Raw genomic sequence first — 19,279 nt, forward strand, 5'->3', positions numbered from 1 at the left:
GCTCGCAGGGTAAGTGTGCGCACGGAGACGCCGAGCAAGGCGGCGAGTTCGCTGGCGTCAAGGTAGCGGTGCGTCGGAGAAGCGGAGGCTGATTTCATTCGCTGTATAGCGCAAGCCTCTCGAACGCTAAAAGTTCTTCCGCTCCCCCTCGGCCGCAAGCCCTCTCAAAAATGTGCCGCGCCCGCTTCGAGCGGCCCGAGCGCTCGCCTTTGTCCGCCCCCCCCAAGACTGCTGTCTCTTCCTCCCGCGACATCGAACGCAGCATCGACGGTTGTGTCGCCACTCCGCCTTCGTGCTTTGTACGCAAGACTCGAGGCCCAGACGCGGCGTTCACATGACCGGCCGCTCACCGTCTTGCTCGAAAATCTTGCCGAACTGGCTTCGCTAAATGAATCAGGACCGCGTTGACCTGCCCTTGAAAAAGAGTGCCGCTGGCGAGTCAATGCGTTCCCTGCGCCGGGTGACGCCGCAAAAGCCATAACGGCGGCTTTCCGCACTTCATTCTCCAATTTCGGGTGATTTGCGGTGTCGCCCTGCTAACCGCCGCTACCCTCGCCAGCAGCTTGAATTCTTATCAATGTCGCGCGACTGCCCGGTCTGCCGGCTAGTCCGCGCTTCGGTCGCCGGTGACGTGCGGCCCGTCGACCGCTTCTCCAGGGCTCGATGCACGATGTCCGATTCGCCCGGCCAATTTAGTCCCTGTCGCCAGCTCTTTCCCACCCGGTACCAGCGGCTTACGAATAAAAACTGTCGTTAGACAGGTGACTGTCAACCCTCTCTCGAAGCGCTCCGAGCGTGTAACGGACGATAGACCATCAGTCTGCAAAACCGATGGTCGGAGGTCACATGAAAAATATTTGTGATTTCATTGACTTACAGAAGTTTCGTTATCACGTTAGACTCTGCCATAACGAAAGTGGCGACTCACGGCAGCTCGGCGAGAGCAACACTGAGCCCGAAATGCAGTTTACCTATCAAGACATCATCGCCCGTCGGAAGGGAGAACTTCTCGACACAAAAGAGGCGCTGAGCGCCGCTGACACGCGGGTTTTCCGGAACAATCTCTCAAGCCTGCATTCCTACCTTGCCTTTGTCGGCAAGACCGACGACTCCTCGGTCGGGCGCGAAATGCTTCACGGCTTCAACGAGAAACTGGCGTCTTACCTTGACGCGTTGAACGTCACTCCCCGTACAAAAAGCGACCGGCGCAGCCACCTTCGCGCGTGGCAGCGTACCGTTGAAGCCGTGACTCAATCCGCGACCGACAAAGTCGGCGAAGTCACTGTCGTTCGACCTCTTGCCGGCACATTTCATCAAATCCTGCGCGAAGCCGTGGCCAACTCCGGTGTGGCGCCAAAAACGCTGGCGAAACTGGTCCATTCTTCTCCTGCCGCCATTCAACGCTGGTTGAAAGGCGCCTACCCGAATCCCCAGGCGATTCCGAGTGTGCATCGACTCGAAGCCGAACTTGGCCTGGAACGGGACACGTTATTGAGACGCCTGCCTGACACGTCGCAAGAGGGGGCCCGCCCGTCAATCTCAATCGGTTTTCGCGAGCGGCAGCGCGTGAACACCCGAAGCTTCTACCGATTGAAGGAAGCAGACATCTCCGCCAGCCTCAACGCGGAATGGAACGCATACTTCGAATACAAGACATCAAGAGGCCCTGTGCTTGAGCGGTCAACAAAAGGCGTCTGGCAAATGCTGCCAATGGAAAAGATTTCAGCGACGATTCCGGCCTGTGCGCGAAGAGGAAACCAAGGCTGCGTCACCGCCTCAATCGCAATGGGAAAAGTTCGTGGCTACCTCGGATTCCTGTCTCATCCGGAAACCAAGGGAGGCTTCGGCAAGTTACCGGAAGAGGCACAGACTTTGGCATGGCTTGTTGTCCCTTCCGCAATTGAGGCCTTCCTGAATTTCCTGAAGGACCGCTCCGGCGGCCTGGTTCATTCAGGTCACGCTACCTTTTGTTCTATTGGTGCCAGCATGGTTCACCCGGTTACCGGCTACCTGACGCAGCAACCAGAGTTTGCGAACAAATTGCCAGAGGGCACGCTTCAGGAGAACTGGACCAAGGCATGTTCGAGGGCTCATCGGCTTTACCGACAATGGAAACAGGATGCCAATGATATTTCACGCAAGCCCAATGAACCGATTCAGCAGCTTCTGAATCTATCAGAGCCGCTTGGGCCCATAATCCGCGCGGTTGCCCGAATCGACCAGCTGGCGGCTGAGAGCGCGCCGGGTTCGGTCGAGGAAGCCCTTCACAAACGCGATGCGTTACTACTTTCCATGCTGATGGCTAACCCTCTCAGGGTTCGGAACTTCACGCTGATGACCTGGCGCGAGCACGGGAATGGTTCGTTATATTGCCGGGAAGACGGGCAGTGGCGTCTGCGCTTCGAGGCGAAAGACTTCAAGAACATGAAGTACGCTAAGCAATCGGACTATGACGCACCGCTCCCGGCCGCGCTCAATGAGCGGATTGAAGAGTATCTGGTCGAATACAGGCCACGGCTGACGAAGGACGCGCCCGATTGCAAAGTCGTGTTCCCCACGCAGCACGGGAATATCTGGAAGGGATTGGGCGCGCATTTCCAGAAACTCACAAGCCGTCATGTACCCGAAACTCCGGGCTTTGGACCCCATGCCATGCGCCATCTCGTGGCGACTGACTGGCTGAGGAAACATCCGAATGACTTCCTGACCGCCGCGATGCTGCTGCACGACAAGCTCGAAACTGTGCTCAGGAACTACGCGCATCTTCGCCAGGACGACGCCTTCACCCGATTTGAGGCGCATCTCGAAGCCGTGAGTCGCGCGACGAAAAGCTGAGTCAGACACCTCAAGGCTGCAACGGACCGGCTTCCTTGACTGCGCCACAGGCTGGGCCGTCTCCCCTAGAACGGGCGGCCCCTTTTTCGTCAAGGCGCAGCATTCGGGGGCGACCCGGAACGAGAATGGCCACTTCGGCGCCGACGCCAAAATCGGGCCCGCGCTGAGCCCGTGAGCGCCCCGTTGCGCACTGCGCGGCATCAACCATGCGAGATGAGCGTTTGCCCCCCGGCGCCTCAACGAACAACAGCGCGCGAAAATTTCAGACAACTTTGACCAAACCGTGTGGGCGCTATACATCGTCTACCCACTCCACAAGGCCATCACCATGACGCAACTGACCAAGGACCAGGTCTGTACCGAACTCGGCATCTCGCCCCGCTGCCTGGAACACATGATTGCGCGGGGCGAGTTTCCGCCCCCGGCACGTCTGGGCAAGCGCAACGTCTGGACCGAGCGGGCGCAGGCCTGGCGCGAGCGGTTCTTTCACGCCCAGGAAATGTGGATGCCAGGCGTCTGACCGCTTCGGTGTCCGGGTCGCCTGCACGCGTGTCCTGCAGGCGACCCCAGCACCGAACCCAGCCAGCTTGAGAAAAAACGCCGGGCTCTCACGAGCCCGGCGTTTTGTGCATGAACGACCGCCGCCACTCTCAGGCGGCGTGACGCGCGCGCCACGCGGCGAACGAAATGATGTTCGCCGCTCCCGATACGCCGAGGGACACGTCAGGTGCCACCGCACATCCCTGCCCGAGAACCCGGCCGTTGTCTTCAAGTGACGGCCCGGCGACTTCGTCAGGTGCCGCAGCCGGTTCGCCCGGCCGTACGGGCATCGTCGTTTTAATCGCGCCGTTAGCGGTCATCGGTACCGCCTGCACCGCGTCCATGTCCGGGGCGCTGGCGACCGCCTCCTGAGCGTCAACACGCGACCCGTCTGGCACGTGCGCAGCATCGAGCGCCCTGACCGCGTCCTCGACCATCGGGTGTTTCACCGCACCCCGGGCGTGCAGGGGGGCAGGGTGCCCCGCCTGCGCGGCATCCAGCGCCTCGACGGCGTCATCCGCATTGGCATTGACGTACCGCGCGAGCTGCGCGAGCGTCTTGTGCCCCGAGACGACCTTCAGGAGGAAGATGTCACCCTTCAGCAGTCGCGCAGTCCGCGTCAGGGCACAATGCCGCAGGTCGTGCTTGCGAATATCCTGGATGCCGGCCCGCCCAACCGCCTTGTTCCACGCGGAGTTTATCGCGGCAATGGTCACCGGGAACACGCGGTCTTCATCATTCCCCCGCGGCAATGCCTGCAGGATGGCGATGGCATGCTGGGTGAGCGGAACCTCGCGCCCACCGGACTTGGCATCCCACAGTCGCAATACGCGGCGCGCCCAGTCGATATCCCGCCACTGGGTGGTCACGAGCAGCTCGGACTGCCGCATCGCCGTTTCCAGCAGGAGAGCGATGAACGGTGCAACATGGACATTGCTACTGTCGGCCAGGGCTGCCTGGAGCCGCGCCTCTTCCTCGGAGGTCAGGATGCGATTGCGGGCATTGTCGATGTCGGGCATGTTGAGGTCGGTCGCGGGATTGTCCTCCGGGTCGGTCCAGTTCCAGACGGAACGCGCGTGGTTGAAGAATTCCCGCAGTATCGCCTGCTCGTGCACGACGGTCTGGGTCGCCAGGCCTTCCTCGCGCAGGGCATGCACGAACTGCAGGATGTCATGCCGCGTGATGTCCGCGACTTTCATGCGCGCGAGACGTTCGCGCAGCTTCTCCGACTTTTCGTGACGCCGGGCCTGCTCGTGCCGGAACGGGCCCAGTCCGCGCGGGATGACGCGCTCATGCGCTGCAGGCACCCGCTCAAGCGTGAAGTAGACCGTCGTCTTTTTGTCGGGCCCGCTACCGGACGGTTCGGTGCGGTGCGATACGGGTGTCACCGTATAGGTGGGCAGGCGGCCGTAACGCAGGTAACGGTTCAGGCGCCGGCAGAGCTGGTCGCCGCTCTTGCGAAACGGCACGCGCTGCGGCACGTAGTCGGCCAGCGCCTGCGCGAGAGTGGTCCGGTGCGGACCGAGGCCGAACGGCCTGCCGCGCTCCCTGATGGCCTTCTCATGCCGGTTAAGCCAGGCCTTCGCCTTGTCGCGGGAGGCGAAGCCTGCCTGATAGAAGGCGTCGTTGCGCGAGCGGTTGCGCACGGCCCAGCCCGCGCCTTCCTGGAAAATGCTCGCCATCACAGCCTCCCGCGTGGCACGGACGTGGGAACGGCAGGCCAACGCAGTGGCAGGCGGCGGGAACGGGTGAAAAGGGAAAAGTGGGACATGGCAACTCCTGGAACGTGGAGTTGCGTGTAGTGACCGGACTGGCCGGCGGCGACGCCCTGAAATTTCAGGGCACGCGCCCCGCCCGAGACCGGTGGGCGCCGTGATGCGCAGTCAGCCGCACCCGTGCGCACCGGCCTTGCCAGAAAAGCTGCCAGACCGACGCAGAAAAGGCCTCACGGGGAGGCCTTTTCTGGTGCTGCGGCTGCGCTATCAGGTTGATAGCACAGCACTTTGTTCTGGTGGCCTGGGGCGGAATCGAACCACCGACACGCGGATTTTCAATCCGCTGCTCTACCAACTGAGCTACCGGGCCAACGAAGAACGAAACTATATCAAGCGATCCGAAGTTCAGCAAGTCCTTTCATAAGGAATTTGGCCGAGCCGCGTTTGCATGCAACACGTGGCGCTCACTCCCCTTTGTTCTTGCCGAGATCGACACCGAGTTGCTTCAGCTTGCGATAAAGATGCGTGCGCTCGAGACCGGTCTTCTCCGCGACACGCGTCATGCTGCCGTTCTCGCGCGCGAGGTGATATTCGAAGTACGCGCGCTCGAACGCATCGCGCGCATCGCGCAGCGGAATGTCGAACGAGATCGACGCGGTTTGCGCGACAAGCGCGCCGCCGGCGACGCCATCTGACGACAGTATCGGCAACGCGGCCGCCGACGCGACTGACGATGCGGTGACCGGCAACGCCGGCTTCGCAGCCACGCCGCCAGGCACGGCCGCCGCGTTACCACGCGCGAGTCCCTGCTCGACCGCCTTTAACAGCTTCTGCAACGCGATCGGCTTTTCGAGGAAGTTGAGCGCGCCGATCTTCGTGGCCTCGACCGCGGTGTCGATCGTCGCGTGACCGGACATCATGATGACGGGCATCGTCAATTGACCTTGCGCGGCCCATTCCTTGAGCAGCGTCACGCCGTCGGTGTCCGGCATCCAGATGTCGAGCAGCACGAGGTCCGGCGCCTGACGCAGACGGAACTCGCGCGCCTCCTGCGCGTTTTCAGCGGCCTCCACGACGTGTCCCTCGTCGCTGAGGATCTCCGAGAGCAGTTCCCGGATGCCCATTTCATCATCTACCACCAGGATGGTTGCCATTTACGCTGCCCTTGTCTGCACTGTTGCTTTTGTCGTTCCCTGCGACGCGCCGCCGTGCGCCGGATGCGCACCCGAACCAGGTGCACCCGGCTGCGCGGAGTCGTCCGCCAGCTGAAGGAAGAGAATCGAAATCTGCGCGCCTTCGATCACGTCGCCGGCCTTCATGCGATTGCGAATGTCGATGCGCGCGCCATGTTCGTCGACGATCTTCTTGACCATCGCAAGTCCCAGACCCGTACCCTTGGCCTTGGTCGTCACGTACGGCTCGAACGCGCGCGTGAGGATACGCGCGGGGAAGCCTGCTCCGTTATCCGACACTGTCAGACGGACCGCGACGCGTGCCTTGCCTTGCGCGTCGGGGTCTCCGTATTCTACTGTCCTCGTCTCGAGCAAAACACGCGGATGCGCGACTTCGGCGACCGCGTCCTGCGCGTTCTGCAGAAGGTTGTGGATCACCTGACGCAACTGCGTCGCGTCGCCGCGTATCGCGGGCAAGGCCGCGAGCTCGACCTGGATCGCGCCCTTGCCTTCTTCGATACCGTACAGCGTGAGCACCTCGCTGACCAGTTCATTCAATTGCAGATGCGCGAGTACCGCGGGCGGTGTGCGCGCGTAGTCGCGGAAATCGTCGACCATCTGCTTCATCGCGGCGACCTGATTGACGATCGTCGTCGCGCCGCGCTTCAGCACGTCCGCATCCGACGGCGCGAGCTTGTCGGCGAGCTTCATCTGCAATCGTTCGGCCGACAGTTGAATCGGCGTGAGCGGATTCTTGATCTCGTGCGCGAGGCGCCGCGCGACTTCGCCCCATGCGATCGAACGCTGCGCGGAGATCACGTCGGAGATGTCGTCGAACACGATCACGTAGCCCGCGGTCTGCATGTCTTCAGCGTCGCGCTCGTTCGCCGCGACGAGGCGCGCGCCGCGCACGAGCAGCGTGAGCGGCTCGGTTTCGCCCGGCACCGGCACCGAGAACTGTTGCTGCCAATGGCCGTTGTGGTCATGGCCGTCTTCACTCGCCGCTTCGCGATCGGCGAATGCCTTGCGCACCATCGCGCCGAATTCGCCGAGCACGCCGATCTGATCGAGCGAGAAACCGAGCACCGTCTGGAACGGCTGACGGAAAATCCGCTCAGCGCCTCGATTCGCGGTGGTCAGCCGGAATTGCCGGTCGAACACGAACACACCCGCGGTCAGGTTCGCGAGGATGCTCTCGAGATACGCCTTCGAATGCTCGAGCGCGATACGATTTTTCTCGACCGCCCCGCGCGCTTCCGACAATTGCCGCGTCATCGCGTTGAACGACTGTGTGAGGAAACCGAGTTCGTCGCGCGACTTGATCTCGCGCTTTGGCGTGTAGTCGCCCTCGGTGATTTCCTTCGTGCCCTGCGCGAGCAGGAATAGCGGCCGCGCGAGCTGATTGCCGAGCGCCAACGCGAGCATCATCGCGATGAAGGTCGCGAGAAACAGCGACAGCGTCAACGTGCCGATGTACATCTTGCGCAGGCCGGTGCGGCCGAGCGCCTTCTCCTGATACTCGCGATACGCGCGCTGCACCGAGTCGGCATTGCGCGCGAGTGTCGTCGAGACCGGCTGCGTCAATTGCAGGAAGCGCTCGGCGGGCTGCAATAGCGACGCGTTGGCATCGGGAATACGCTGCACCACGCGCAGACGCAGTGCGCCCTTGCCGCCCTGCGCATTCGGATCGCCGTCCACTTCGCCTTCGATCGCCGCATAGCCGTGGCCACGCGCCTGCTCGATCATCAGCGGCGTCGGCAGATCGTTCGGCAGCAGCATCGCGTAGTTGCCGGACGCCTGCGCGACCACGTGCATGTCCGGCGTCGCGCCAGACATGCTGCGGGTCGGCTCGACGATCGTTGCGTCCTGCACGCCGAACTGGTCGCGCAGACGCAGCAGCGTCAACGTGGTGCCGGCCGCATCCGCGCTCGCGAGCTGCTCGGACATCAGACGCGCCTTCGTCTGCAGATCGGACAACGACGCGTCGAGCATGCCGCGCCCGAGATTGAGGCCGGACGCGAGCGCGGTTTCGACGTTCACGTCGAACCACGACTCGATGCTGCGCGACACGAACTGATACGACACGATGTAGATGATGCCGCCCGGCACCACACCGACCAGCGCCATGAAGAACGCGAGCTTCGCGAGCAGCCGTGTGCCGAATTTACCCGTGCGTAATCGCACGATGATGATGACGACGAGCGTCACCACCACCAGCAGAAAGATCAACGCGACCGCGACGTTGGCCGCATACAGCCACTGGTAATAGCGGTCGAAGAATTCGGTATTCGCGCTGGCGGCGGCCAGCAACACGAGCAGCAACACGGCCGTCACCGCGACCGTCGACACGAGCACGCGCACGACGATGCTGCTGACACTGGTGGAAGATGAGCGCACTTTATTTAGCACGATCGGCGGCCGTGAAAGTGAAGCGCTTCCAATCGGAGGCGAGGTTCCAGTCGCGGTTGTTCACCGCGTCGATCTGGAACGGCTTGGGCATCAGCCCGATGTCGAGTTGCATGCGCACCGACGCGTTATAGGTTTCGCCGACCCGCACCTGATTGCGGTCGATCACGTGCCACGACGTCACGTGCTTGATCACCGCGAGCGCATCTTTGAGCGTGGAAAAGCCGAGCTGCAAGCCGCCCGACTGCACGCTCGACACGCGATATTCGCGCGTGAGCGGCTGGAACGACAGCCGCAAACTTTGCGACACGCTGACCGGCTGCTCGTCGAACCAGTACCAGCGCGGCCGGCTCAGTTCGAAATCGGTCGTGAAATAAAGCGGAATGCCTTTGTTGACCGCGTCTTCGAGATTGCTGTTCAGCTCGAATTCGAAATGCGCGTCGAGACTCCAGCCGCCGTTGTCGGCCTGCAGCGACGCCCGCTGCACCGCGATCGAGTCAGCGTGCGCCGCGCCCGGCGCTGCAAGCCAGACGGCCAGCGCGATCCAGAGCACGGCAGCGAGCCGAAGCGGGAAGAAGCGTTTTATGGTCACCGTTTCTGAAAGCGCGCGTAGAAAAATCCGTCGTGGTCTGAGTTCGTGCCGGCGCTGAATTCAGCGGGTCGTCCAGCATGAGAACCGGCCGATGGGTCGGCGGGCGCGCGGGCAACTGAGGGTAAAAGCTGCCCCGGCGCGTCCAATCGTACCGCATCCTGATGCTGGTTTCCAAACCACTGTGCCTGCAAGTCGCCCTCTTCGGGGAAGATCGAACAGGTAACGTAAAGCAACTCGCCGCCCGGTTTCACGAGCGGCCACAGCGCGTCGAGAATGCGGCGCTGTTCGGCGACGAGCGCGGCGATATCGGACTGGCGGCGCAGCCAGCGAATATCCGGATGACGCCGCACGATGCCCGACGCCGAGCACGGCACGTCGGCGAGGATGCGGTCGAACGGCTGGTCGAGGTCGTCGTGCCATTGCGCGGGGTTGCCCGCGTCGCCGATGCGCACTTCCGCTTCGAGCTTCAGACGCCGCAGGTTTTCGCCGATGCGGCGCGCGCGAGACGCATCGCTTTCGAGCGCGATGAGTTGAATGTTGGCGAGTTCGAGCAGATGGCCGGTCTTGCCGCCTGGGGCCGCGCATGCGTCGAGCACGCGCATGCCGTCACGCACGCCGAGCAATTGCGCGGCGAGTTGCGCCCCTGCGTCCTGTACGGATACGACACCTTCGCTGAAGCCCGGAATGCGCTCGACCGGCATTGGCGTCGCGAGCGTGACCGCGTGCTCGCCAGCCTTGCTTGCGGCGATCTGCTGGCGTTGCAGCACTTGCAGATAGGCGTCGACCGTCGAATGGCGCGCGTTCACGCGCAACGTCAGCGGACCTTGCGTGTTGCCGGCGGCCAGCACCGATTGCCACGCCTCGGGCCATGTGCGCTTCATCGCGTCGATCCACCAGGCGGGATAGTTCCAGCGCGCTACTTCATCGGCTTGCACGGAGGCGAGCAACGTGTCGCGCTCGCGCAAGAAGTTGCGCAGCACCGCGTTGACGAGCCCCTTCGCGAACGCGAACTCGCGACGCGCGCCGATCACCTTGACCGCCTGGTCGACGACCGTGAACGGCGTGTAGGCGGCGCTCGCTTCCTCGTCGACGAGCAGCGCGAGCGCGCCCGCGAGCACATGCGCGACGTGCGGCGGAGGCGCCTTCTTCACCAGCTTCGCGATCAGCCACTCGGCGGTCGCGAGACGGCGCATCGTGCGATAGGCGATATCCTGCACCGCGCCGCGCGCCGCTGCGGCGTTGCCCTCGGGCACCGCCACGAGAACGCTTTGCAGCGCCGCGGGCAAGGCCGCGCCGAGACGCACGGCGCCGACGGCCTGGGCCGCGCAATCGAGTGCGAACCCGAGCGATTCGGGCGACAGATGCAGCGGCGACAAACGGGATTCGCGCGAACGCGCCGACGAGGAAGCAGAACGCGAAGAAGGCTTTGAAGTCATTAAGGGAGCAAGGGCAAGCCGCACGGTGCGCGCGGCGCAATCAGCGCACATTGTAGCGTGGCGCCGGTGGGGCGCCGCCATGCGTGGGTGTTCGCCGTAGACGCTGTCGCGCGGTGGCGACGAACGATGCGAAAAAAAGCGGGCCTCGCGGGCCCGCTCTTCAGTAATTCAGGCTCGACGCGCCGAGCGACGCGGCGCCTCAGTCGAAGCGCCCGGTGCGCGCCATTTCCATCAAACGCGCGATGCGTTCCTCGGTCGCCGGGTGCGTCGAGAACAGACTCGCGATACCGCCGCCCGACAGCGGATTCATGATCATCATCTGCGCGGTGGCCGGATGCGCCTCGGCCGTCGGGAACGGAATGCCGCTCGCATAGCGATGGATCTTGTCGAGCGCCGACGCCAGTGCCTGCGGGTCGCCCGAAATCTGCGCGCCGCCCCGGTCGGCTTCGAATTCGCGCGCACGCGAAATCGCCATCTGGATCAACGCGCCCGCAATCGGCGCGAGCAGCGCAACCGCGATGCTCGCGATTGGGTTCGCGGGACGGCCGTTTTCGTCGCGGCCGCCGAAGAACATCGCGAAGTTCGCCAACGCGGAAATCGCGCCGGCCATGGTCGCCGAAATCGTCGAGATCAGAATGTCGCGATGCTTCACGTGCGCGAGTTCGTGCGCCATTACGCCGCGCATTTCGCGCTCGGACAGTACGCGCAGAATGCCGGTGGTCGCCGCGACTGCCGCGTGCTCCGGGTTGCGGCCGGTGGCGAACGCGTTCGGCGCGTCTTCGTTGATCAGGTAGACGCGCGGCATCGGCAGGTTCGCGCGCGTGGCGAGATCGCGCACCATCCGATAGAACTGCGGCGCGCTGTTTTCGTCGACTTCCTGCGCGTTGTACATGCGCAGGACCATCTTGTCGGAGAACCAGTACGAGAAGAAATTCATCCCAAGGGCGATCACGAGCGCGACCATCATGCCGCGCGAACCGCCGATCATCCCGCCGATCACGATGAAAAGAGCCGTAATCGCGGCCATCAACATCGCGGTTTTCACCCAGTTAAACATGTCTGCAACTCCTTGCCCCGAGCGTGGCCTTCATCTCCGTGCCGCGCGATTGCGGCGCCAGATTGTAAGCTAAATGTTAGATATGGGCGATGCGGGAAAATTCAATTATCGCGAGGCGGTCGCGAGTTTGATGCCGAGGCCGACGAACGCGCTGCCGACGCCGCGATCGAGCCAGCGCTTGACTGCAGCTTTGCCCGCGAAACGCTGCGTGACGCTTCCCGCGATCCACGCGACGAAACTGTTCCAGACCATGCTCATCAGCACGAAGACCGCGCCGAGCGTGAGAAACGCGAAGGTTTTGTGTTCGCTGCCCGTCGCGACGAATTGCGGGAAGAACGACACGAAGAACAGCACGACCTTCGGATTCAGCACGTTGGTCCAGAAGCCCTGTAGGAACAGCTGCCGCAGCGACTTCGGCGTGGACGGCGCGCGCGCGTCGCCGACCGGCGCATCCGCGGCCGGCTTCGCGAAGATCAGGCGCACCCCCAGATAGATCAGATAAATCGCGCCGACGAATTTGACTATGGTGAACGCCGTGGCCGACGCGGCCAGCAGCGCGGTGAGCCCAAACGCGCAGGCAAGCGAGTGAATGCAGCAGCCCGCCGAAATGCCGAGCGCCGACATCAGCCCCGCGCCGCGGCCCTGGGCGACGCTGCGCCCGACGATATAAGCGGTATCCGGCCCCGGGGTGATGTTCAGGAGAAAAACCGCGACGATGAAAAACTCGAAATGGACGATGCCGAACATGTGATGAACCCTCGAAAACCTAGTCTGCTGCATGGAGGATTCTAACGCGCGTCGCGCTCGCGGCGGGCGCGGAGACACCGGCCGAATGGACGATGCTCCGGCGTGCGAGACGCGCTTATTGCGCCTCGGGAAGCTGGAAGCGCTGGCCCGCGGCGAGCGGCGAGCCAGCAAGGAACTCGCGCACCGGCAGGCGCTTGCCGCCGGGCTTCTGCAATTGCGTCAGACGCAGTGCACCTTCGCCGCAAGCGACCAGCACGCCGTCGGGCGCAACCTCGACGATGGCGCCTGGCGCCTTGTTGCTGCCCGACGCCGGCGAAGCCACGGCGGTGGCGGCCCAGATCTTGACGGTGCTGCTGTCGTCGAGCGTGCCGGCGCCGCCGGGGAACGGGTCGAACGCGCGCACCTGACGCGCAAGCGCCTCGGCCGGCCGGCGCCAGTCGAGCGCCGCTTCGTGCTTGGCGATTTTCTCGGCGTAGGTCACGCCGTCGGCCGGCTGCGGGATCGACGTCAGCTTGCCGCTGCGCTCGAGCTCGATCAGTGCGTCGACGATCAGTTGCGCGCCGTTCCCGGCGAGGCGGTCGTGCAGGGTAGCGGTGGTGTCGTCGGCGGAGATGGGGGTGCGTACTTCCGAAATCATCGCGCCGGTGTCGAGTCCAGCGTCCATCTGCATCAACGTAATGCCGGTTTGCGCGTCGCCTGCCTCGATCGCGCGATGAATCGGCGCCGCGCCGCGCCAGCGTGGCAGCAGCGACGCGTGGATGTTGATGCAGCCGAAGCGCGGAATGTCGAGCACTTCCTGCGGCAGGATCAGTCCGTAGGCGGCGACAACCATCACATCGTGCGGCGTCGCGCGCAGTTGCTCGATGCCGGCGGCGGCTTCCTGTGGATATTTGCCAGCGCGGCGCAGCGACGTGGGCTGCGCAACTGCGAGGCCGTGCTCCTGTGCGTAGCGCTTGACTGGACTCGCCTGCAGCTTCATGCCGCGACCCGCCGGCCGGTCCGGCTGCGTCAAGACGAGCGGCACGGCAAACCCGGCGCCATGAATCGCGGCCAGCGCGGCCGCGGCGAATTCCGGTGTGCCGGCAAAGATGACGCGCAACGAATGACTCATGAATGGGGCGGTAGGCAAGTTGAAAGCGCGTTACATCGCGTGGGCGAGCTTCTTCATCTTGCTCTTGATGCGCGTTTGCTTCAGCGGCGACAGATATTCGACGAACACGCGGCCCATCAGGTGATCCATTTCGTGCTGGATGCACACGGCGAGCAGCCCCTCGCAATCGAGCTCGAACGTTTCGCCCTTCGCGTTGAGCGCACGCACGCGCACTTTCTCGGCACGCTCGACGTTGTCGTAGATCCCGGGCACCGACAGGCAGCCCTCTTCCGACAACTTCCTCTCATCGCTCGACCAGACGATTTCCGGGTTGATGAACGCGAGCAGTTCATCGTGCGTTTCCGACACGTCGATCACGATCACGCGTTCGTGCACGTCCACCTGGGTGGCGGCGAGGCCGACGCCGGGCGCCGCGTACATCGTTTCGGCCATGTCCGCGACGAGACGGCGGATACGGTCGTTGACCTCCGGGACTGGCTTCGCCACCTTGTGCAGCCGTTTGTCCGGGTAATTGAGGATGCTCAGTAAAGCCATGATTTCGAGTGTGATTTGAGACGCCGCCAACCGTTGAGGCTCGCGTTGGCCATTTGGCCAGGTTGTGAGCCCGTCGTAATACGCAGAGGATAGATGGTGTCGAACCGGTTCGATTCAACGCGCCTCGTGCGCCCGACGACGAACCCGCGCCGGTAAGCGCGGCGCCGCGATTATTCGCGGCTCATTGCCGTTGTATTTCCGCGTTCTTATTTCGGATGATGAAAATTCTAGCATGGCGCCCGCCTGCCCGCAGGCCCCGCCAGAGGAGCGACCGCATGCAGACCTTGCCCGCAACCCGTATCGAACTTGCCGCCTGGCTGCGGTTGTCACTTGCGCCGGGCCTCAAACCCGCAGCGTTGCGCCTGTTGCTGGGCGCATTCGGGCTGCCGCAGGCGCTGTTGGCCCAGTCGCCGGAGACGCTCGCGGAGGTCGCCGGTGACGCCGCGGCGCGCGCGGTGCTGGCGCCGGCGGGTCCAGCGTTCGACGGCCAGCTCGATGCGGTGCTCGCATGGCGCGAGCAGCCGGGCAACCAGATCGTCACGCTCGACGATCCCGCCTATCCGCCCGCGCTGCTGACCATGCCCGATCCGCCACCGCTCCTATATATAAAGGGCCGGCTCGATCTGCTGCATACGCGCGCGGTCGCGCTGGTAGGCAGCCGCAGCGCGACGCCGCAGGGCATCGAGGATGCGCGGCGGTTCGCGCGAGAACTGTCGGCGGCGGGGGTGACGGTCGTATCGGGGCTCGCACTCGGCATCGACGGCGCCGCGCATCGGGGCGGGTTGGAAGGTGTCGGCGGAACGGTCGCGGTGGTCGGCACCGGCGCGGACCTCGTCTATCCCGCCGCGCATCAAGCACTCTCGCGGCAGATCGCGGCGCAGGGTGCGATTCTCTCGGAGTGGCCGCTCGGCACGCCGGCACGCGCCGCCAACTTCCCACAGCGCAACCGGCTGATCGCTGGGCTGGTCAGCGGGGTCGTGATCGTCGAGGCGGCTATGCGTTCCGGTTCGCTCATTACCGCGCGGCTTGCCAATGAGATGGGGCGCGACGTGTTCGCGTTGCCCGGATCGATTTACGCGCCGTTGTCGCGCGGCTGTCATCGGATGATCAAGCAGGGAGCGCGGCTCGTGGAAACGCCTGACGAGGTGCTGGAGGAACTCGGTTTTGCCCGGCGGCCGGCGGGCGATGCGAGACGCTCGACGAAGCGGGCCGTGCCGCTGGAGCATGCGGGTTTGCACGTTTCGTCGGGTGGGACCGCTTTGCCCGCTACGACCACAGCCTTCGCCGACTCACGGTCGTCCGGGCCGGCCTCGCAGCCGGCGCTCGCCCCTGACGCACAGCGTCTGCTCGCCGCGCTCGGCCATTCGCCGACCACGCTTGAAATTCTCGCCGCCCGTACCGAGATGGAGAACGCCGCCCTGCACGCCGCCTTGCTCCGGCTCGAACTCGCCGGCGAGGTCACGCTGCTGCCCGGCGGCCGCTTCATGCGAGCCCATCATGACTGAGCCGAGACTGACCGGCGTCAATGCAGATTGGCAACTTTTCGCGACCGGCCATGCTACATTCGCGCCAAAGCACCCGACAAAGCACACAAGGAAATCACTTCATGCCCGCGCTGAACCTCGACACCGACCAGGACCGGATCGCCGAGCGCGTCAACGAACCCGACACGCTGTTCGTTGCATGCCTGTGCGCGGAGTGGTGCGGAACGTGTCGCGAGTACCGGGACTCCTTCAACCAACTGGCCGAGCGGCACCCGGAAGTCTGTTTCGCATGGATCGACATCGAAACTCATGCGGATCGGTTCGACGATCTGGACGTCGAGAATTTCCCGACCGTCCTGATCGAAGACTCGGTGACGACACGGTTTTTCGGTACGGTTTTGCCACAGGTGTCGATCGTCGAGCGGATGCTGTCGGATCTGACCGCGCTGCCCGGCGTAACCGGTGCGCCAAAGCTTCGGCCGGCGCTGGCGGTTGCCTGAAGGCGGCCTCGCGCACCGCCCGGTCAAACGGAAAGCCTCGCGGCGCGCGGCATGCGGCACAGGCCCCCGCCGATCGCCTGGGACAGCATCGCGGCTGGCATCACTGTCCGCACGCGGCGTTTGCCGCAGTTGATCAACCGCCGGACGCGCAATTATGATGACGCGCTTTTACGGCACTTGGCCCGTTGGGTTCGCGCCTTGTGCTATAAAGCGGTCGTTATTGGGTCGAAAGAGGTCTCAAAGCGAGCGCCGCGCGCCATGTTGGCGCTCAAGGCCACCAACCCGGATCTACCAACCTCACATCGAGTCATGTCCAAAGCACTGATCATCGCCGAAAAGCCTTCTGTCGCGAACGACATCGCGCGCGCTTTGGGCGGCTTTACCAAGCATGACGAGTACTACGAAAGCGACGACTACGTCATTTCGTCGGCAGTGGGCCACCTGCTGGAAATCGCCGCGCCCGACGACTACGAAGTCAAGCGTGGCAAGTGGAGCTTTGCCAATCTGCCCGTCATTCCTCCGCATTTCGATTTGAATCCGATCGCGAAGAGCGAGTCGCGCCTGAAGGTGCTGACCAAGCTGATGAAGCGCAAGGACATCGACCGTCTGATCAACGCATGCGACGCGGGGCGCGAGGGCGAACTGATTTTCCGCCTGATCGCGCAGCACGCAAAAGCCAAACAGCCGGTGCAACGGCTGTGGCTGCAGTCGATGACGGCCGGCTCGATCCGCGACGGTTTCGCGCGGCTGCGCAGCGACGAAGAGATGCAGCCGCTCGCCGACGCGGCGCGCTGCCGCTCGGAGGCGGACTGGCTCGTCGGCATCAACGGCACGCGCGCGATGACCGCGTTCAACAGCAAGGGCGGCGGCTTTTTCCTGACCACGGTCGGGCGCGTGCAGACGCCGACGCTATCGATCGTCGTCGAGCGCGAAGAGAAGATTCGACGCTTCGTGCCGCGCGACTACTGGGAAGTGAAGGCGGAGTTCGTCTGCGCGGCCGGCTTCTACGAAGGCCGCTGGTTCGACCCGAAATTCAAGCGCGACGAGTTCGACCCGGAGAAGCGCGATTCGCGCCTCTGGGCGCTGCCCACGGCAGAGACAATCGTCGCGGCTTGCCGCGGCCAGCTCGGCACGGTGACCGAGGAGTCGAAACCGTCGACGCAGTTGTCGCCCGCCCTCTTCGACCTGACCAGCCTGCAGCGCGAAGCCAACGGCCGCTTCGGCTTTTCGGCGAAGAACACACTGGGTCTCGCTCAGGCGCTGTACGAAAAGCACAAAGTGCTGACCTATCCGCGAACCGACGCGCGCGCGTTGCCGGAAGACTATCTGGACACGGTCAAGCAGACACTCGGCATGCTCAAGGAGAGCAACAACTACCTGCCGTTCGCGAAGCAGGTGCTCGACAAGGGCTGGGTGAAGCCGAACAAGCGCATCTTCGACAACTCGAAGATCAGCGACCACTTCGCAATCATCCCGACGCTGCAGGCGCCGAAGAATCTGTCCGAGCCGGAGCAGAAGCTCTACGACCTCGTCGTGAAGCGCTTCCTCGCCGTGTTCTTCCCTGCCGCCGAATCCCGAGTGACGACGCGTATCACCGAGGTGGTCGGCCACCACTTCAAGACCGAGGGCAAGGTGCTCGTCGAGCCGGGTTGGCTGCAGATCTACGGCCGTGAAACCAGCGGCGACGACGCGAACCTCGTGCCGGTGCAGAAGGACGAAAAGGTCAAGACCGACAAGATCGCCGCGCAGCAACTGATCACGAAGCCGCCCGCACGCTACAACGAAGCGACGCTGCTGTCGGCGATGGAAGGTGCGGGCAAGCTGGTCGAAGACGACGAGCTGCGCGAAGCGATGGCGGCCAAGGGGCTCGGTACGCCGGCGACGCGCGCGGCGATCATCGAAGGTCTGCTCACCGAAAAGTATCTGATCCGCGAAGGCCGCGATCTGATTCCGACAGCCAAGGCCTTCCAGTTGATGACGCTGCTGCGCGGCCTCGGCGTGAAAGAGCTGACCGCGCCGGAACTGACCGGCGAGTGGGAATATAAGCTGTCGCAGATGGAACGCGGCAACCTGCCGCGCGACGCGTTCATGCAGGAAATCGCGCGCATGACGCAGACCATCGTCAAGCGCGCGAAGGAATACGATTCCGACACGATCCCGGGCGATTACGCGACATTGCAGACACCTTGCCCGAATTGCGGTGGCCAGATTAAGGAAAACTACCGGCGGTTCGCGTGCTCGAAGTGCGAGTTCTCGATCTCGAAGATTCCAGGTGGCCGTCAGTTCGAGATCGCCGAAGTCGAAGAACTGTTGCAGAACAAGACGATCGGGCCGCTGTCGGGCTTCCGCAGCAAGATGGGTCGGCCGTTCTCGGCGATTCTGAAACTGTCGCTCGACGACGAGATCAAGAATTACAAGCTCGAGTTCGACTTCGGCCAGGACGCGGCCGGCGAAGACGGCGAGCCGCCCGACTTCTCCGATCAGCAGCCGGTCGGCGCGTGTCCGAAGTGCCAAGGCCGCGTTTTCGAGCACGGCATGAGCTACGTCTGCGAAAACTCGGTGGCGAATCCGAAGTCATGCGACTTCCGTTCCGGCAAGGTAATCCTGCAGCAGGAAATCGCCCGCGAGCAGATGGCCAAACTGCTCGAGGAGGGTCGCACCGATCTGCTGACGAACTTCAAGTCGTCGCGTACCGGCCGTAACTTCAAAGCTTTCCTCGTCAAGCAGAACGACGGCAAGATCGGCTTCGAATTCGAGAAGAAGGAGCCGGCGGCGGCGAAGACCGCAGCGGCGAAGACTTCGGGTGCTCGTTCTGCGGCCAAGGCGATGCCGGAAGCGGACGAAGGTGATACCGCGGTGGCCGTGAAGGCCGAGCCGGCGGAAAGGAAGGTGGCGGCGAAGAAGGCGCCCACCACCAAGACCGCGGCGGCCAAGAAGGCACCGGCGAAAAAGGCCGCAGCGCGAAAAACCGGCTAGTAAGGCGAGATTCGGATCGGCGGCTCGCGGTGGTAGCAGGAATAGCTACATTAGCCACCGCAGTCGGCGATCCGTGCACAGCCCGCGGTGTGTCCGCGTCGGTCCATGAAAAAAGAAAAGGCGCAGTCACTTGAGGTGACTGCGCCTTTTTAATGCCCGCCCGCATCGCTGCGG

General features: G+C 63.7%; 14 protein-coding genes and 1 tRNA gene. 5 read left to right on the forward strand and 10 right to left on the reverse strand.

Going from position 1 to position 19,279, the window contains the following annotated elements; all coding sequences use genetic code 11:
- The first annotated feature begins 846 nt into the window (after nt 1–846).
- Both OKW44_RS29310 and OKW44_RS29315 read left to right on the forward strand, forming a co-directional pair.
- Nucleotides 847–2,835, forward strand: a complete 1,989-nt coding sequence (locus OKW44_RS29310) for a site-specific integrase (protein ID WP_018418971.1) — start codon at nt 847–849, stop codon at nt 2,833–2,835.
- 328 nt (nt 2,836–3,163) lie between these two features.
- On the forward strand, nt 3,164–3,355 hold the full coding sequence (locus tag OKW44_RS29315) for a helix-turn-helix transcriptional regulator (RefSeq protein WP_018418970.1): 192 nt from the start codon (nt 3,164–3,166) through the stop codon (nt 3,353–3,355).
- A 130-nt stretch (nt 3,356–3,485) separates the two neighbouring features.
- On the opposite strand, the gene OKW44_RS29320 is transcribed toward OKW44_RS29315, so the two are convergent.
- From OKW44_RS29320 to def, 10 genes are all read right to left on the reverse strand, one after another.
- Nucleotides 3,486–5,057, reverse strand: coding sequence for a tyrosine-type recombinase/integrase (locus OKW44_RS29320; RefSeq protein WP_018418969.1), 1,572 nt, complete (start codon nt 5,055–5,057; stop codon nt 3,486–3,488).
- A gap of 327 nt (nt 5,058–5,384) precedes the next feature.
- Nucleotides 5,385–5,460, reverse strand: a tRNA-Phe gene (locus OKW44_RS29325).
- A gap of 94 nt (nt 5,461–5,554) precedes the next feature.
- Entirely contained in the window at nt 5,555–6,244 is a 690-nt protein-coding gene (gene esaR, locus OKW44_RS29330; protein WP_018418968.1) for a response regulator transcription factor EsaR, read from the reverse strand.
- Entirely contained in the window at nt 6,245–8,671 is a 2,427-nt protein-coding gene (locus tag OKW44_RS29335; RefSeq protein WP_026225538.1) for a sensor histidine kinase, read from the reverse strand.
- On the reverse strand, nt 8,661–9,260 hold the full coding sequence (locus tag OKW44_RS29340; protein WP_013088051.1) for a DUF4390 domain-containing protein: 600 nt from the start codon (nt 9,258–9,260) through the stop codon (nt 8,661–8,663). Before OKW44_RS29340 ends, OKW44_RS29335 begins: the two co-directional genes overlap by 11 nt.
- Nucleotides 9,257–10,696: a 16S rRNA (cytosine(967)-C(5))-methyltransferase RsmB gene (rsmB, locus tag OKW44_RS29345; protein ID WP_026225537.1), complete on the reverse strand. Its 1,440-nt coding sequence runs from the start codon at nt 10,694–10,696 to the stop codon at nt 9,257–9,259. The genes OKW44_RS29340 and rsmB overlap by 4 nt, the downstream gene beginning before the upstream one ends.
- A 199-nt stretch (nt 10,697–10,895) precedes the next feature.
- The gene (gene htpX, locus OKW44_RS29350; protein ID WP_018418965.1) at nt 10,896–11,753 is read right to left on the reverse strand and encodes a zinc metalloprotease HtpX; all 858 of its coding nucleotides are present in this window, start codon (nt 11,751–11,753) and stop codon (nt 10,896–10,898) included.
- A 105-nt stretch (nt 11,754–11,858) separates the two neighbouring features.
- Nucleotides 11,859–12,500: a LysE family translocator gene (locus tag OKW44_RS29355; RefSeq protein ID WP_018418964.1), complete on the reverse strand. Its 642-nt coding sequence runs from the start codon at nt 12,498–12,500 to the stop codon at nt 11,859–11,861.
- Between the two features lie 115 nt (nt 12,501–12,615).
- Nucleotides 12,616–13,611: a methionyl-tRNA formyltransferase gene (fmt, locus tag OKW44_RS29360; protein ID WP_018418963.1), complete on the reverse strand. Its 996-nt coding sequence runs from the start codon at nt 13,609–13,611 to the stop codon at nt 12,616–12,618.
- 30 nt (nt 13,612–13,641) lie between these two features.
- A complete protein-coding gene (gene def, locus OKW44_RS29365) occupies nt 13,642–14,145 on the reverse strand; it encodes a peptide deformylase (RefSeq protein ID WP_026225536.1) in 504 nt (167 codons plus the stop codon).
- 275 nt (nt 14,146–14,420) lie between these two features.
- On the opposite strand from def, the gene dprA reads away from it, so the two are divergent.
- From dprA to OKW44_RS29380, 3 genes are all read left to right on the forward strand, one after another.
- On the forward strand, nt 14,421–15,650 hold the full coding sequence (dprA, locus tag OKW44_RS29370) for a DNA-processing protein DprA (RefSeq protein ID WP_018418961.1): 1,230 nt from the start codon (nt 14,421–14,423) through the stop codon (nt 15,648–15,650).
- A 101-nt stretch (nt 15,651–15,751) separates the two neighbouring features.
- Entirely contained in the window at nt 15,752–16,129 is a 378-nt protein-coding gene (locus tag OKW44_RS29375) for a thioredoxin family protein (RefSeq protein WP_018418960.1), read from the forward strand.
- 309 nt (nt 16,130–16,438) lie between these two features.
- Nucleotides 16,439–19,105: a DNA topoisomerase III gene (locus OKW44_RS29380; protein WP_018418959.1), complete on the forward strand. Its 2,667-nt coding sequence runs from the start codon at nt 16,439–16,441 to the stop codon at nt 19,103–19,105.
- Nucleotides 19,106–19,279 lie beyond the last annotated feature (174 nt).

The sequence above is a fragment of the Paraburkholderia lebeckiae genome (genome assembly GCF_050436325.1).
GTDB classification, from domain to species: Bacteria; Pseudomonadota; Gammaproteobacteria; order Burkholderiales; family Burkholderiaceae; genus Paraburkholderia; species Paraburkholderia tuberum.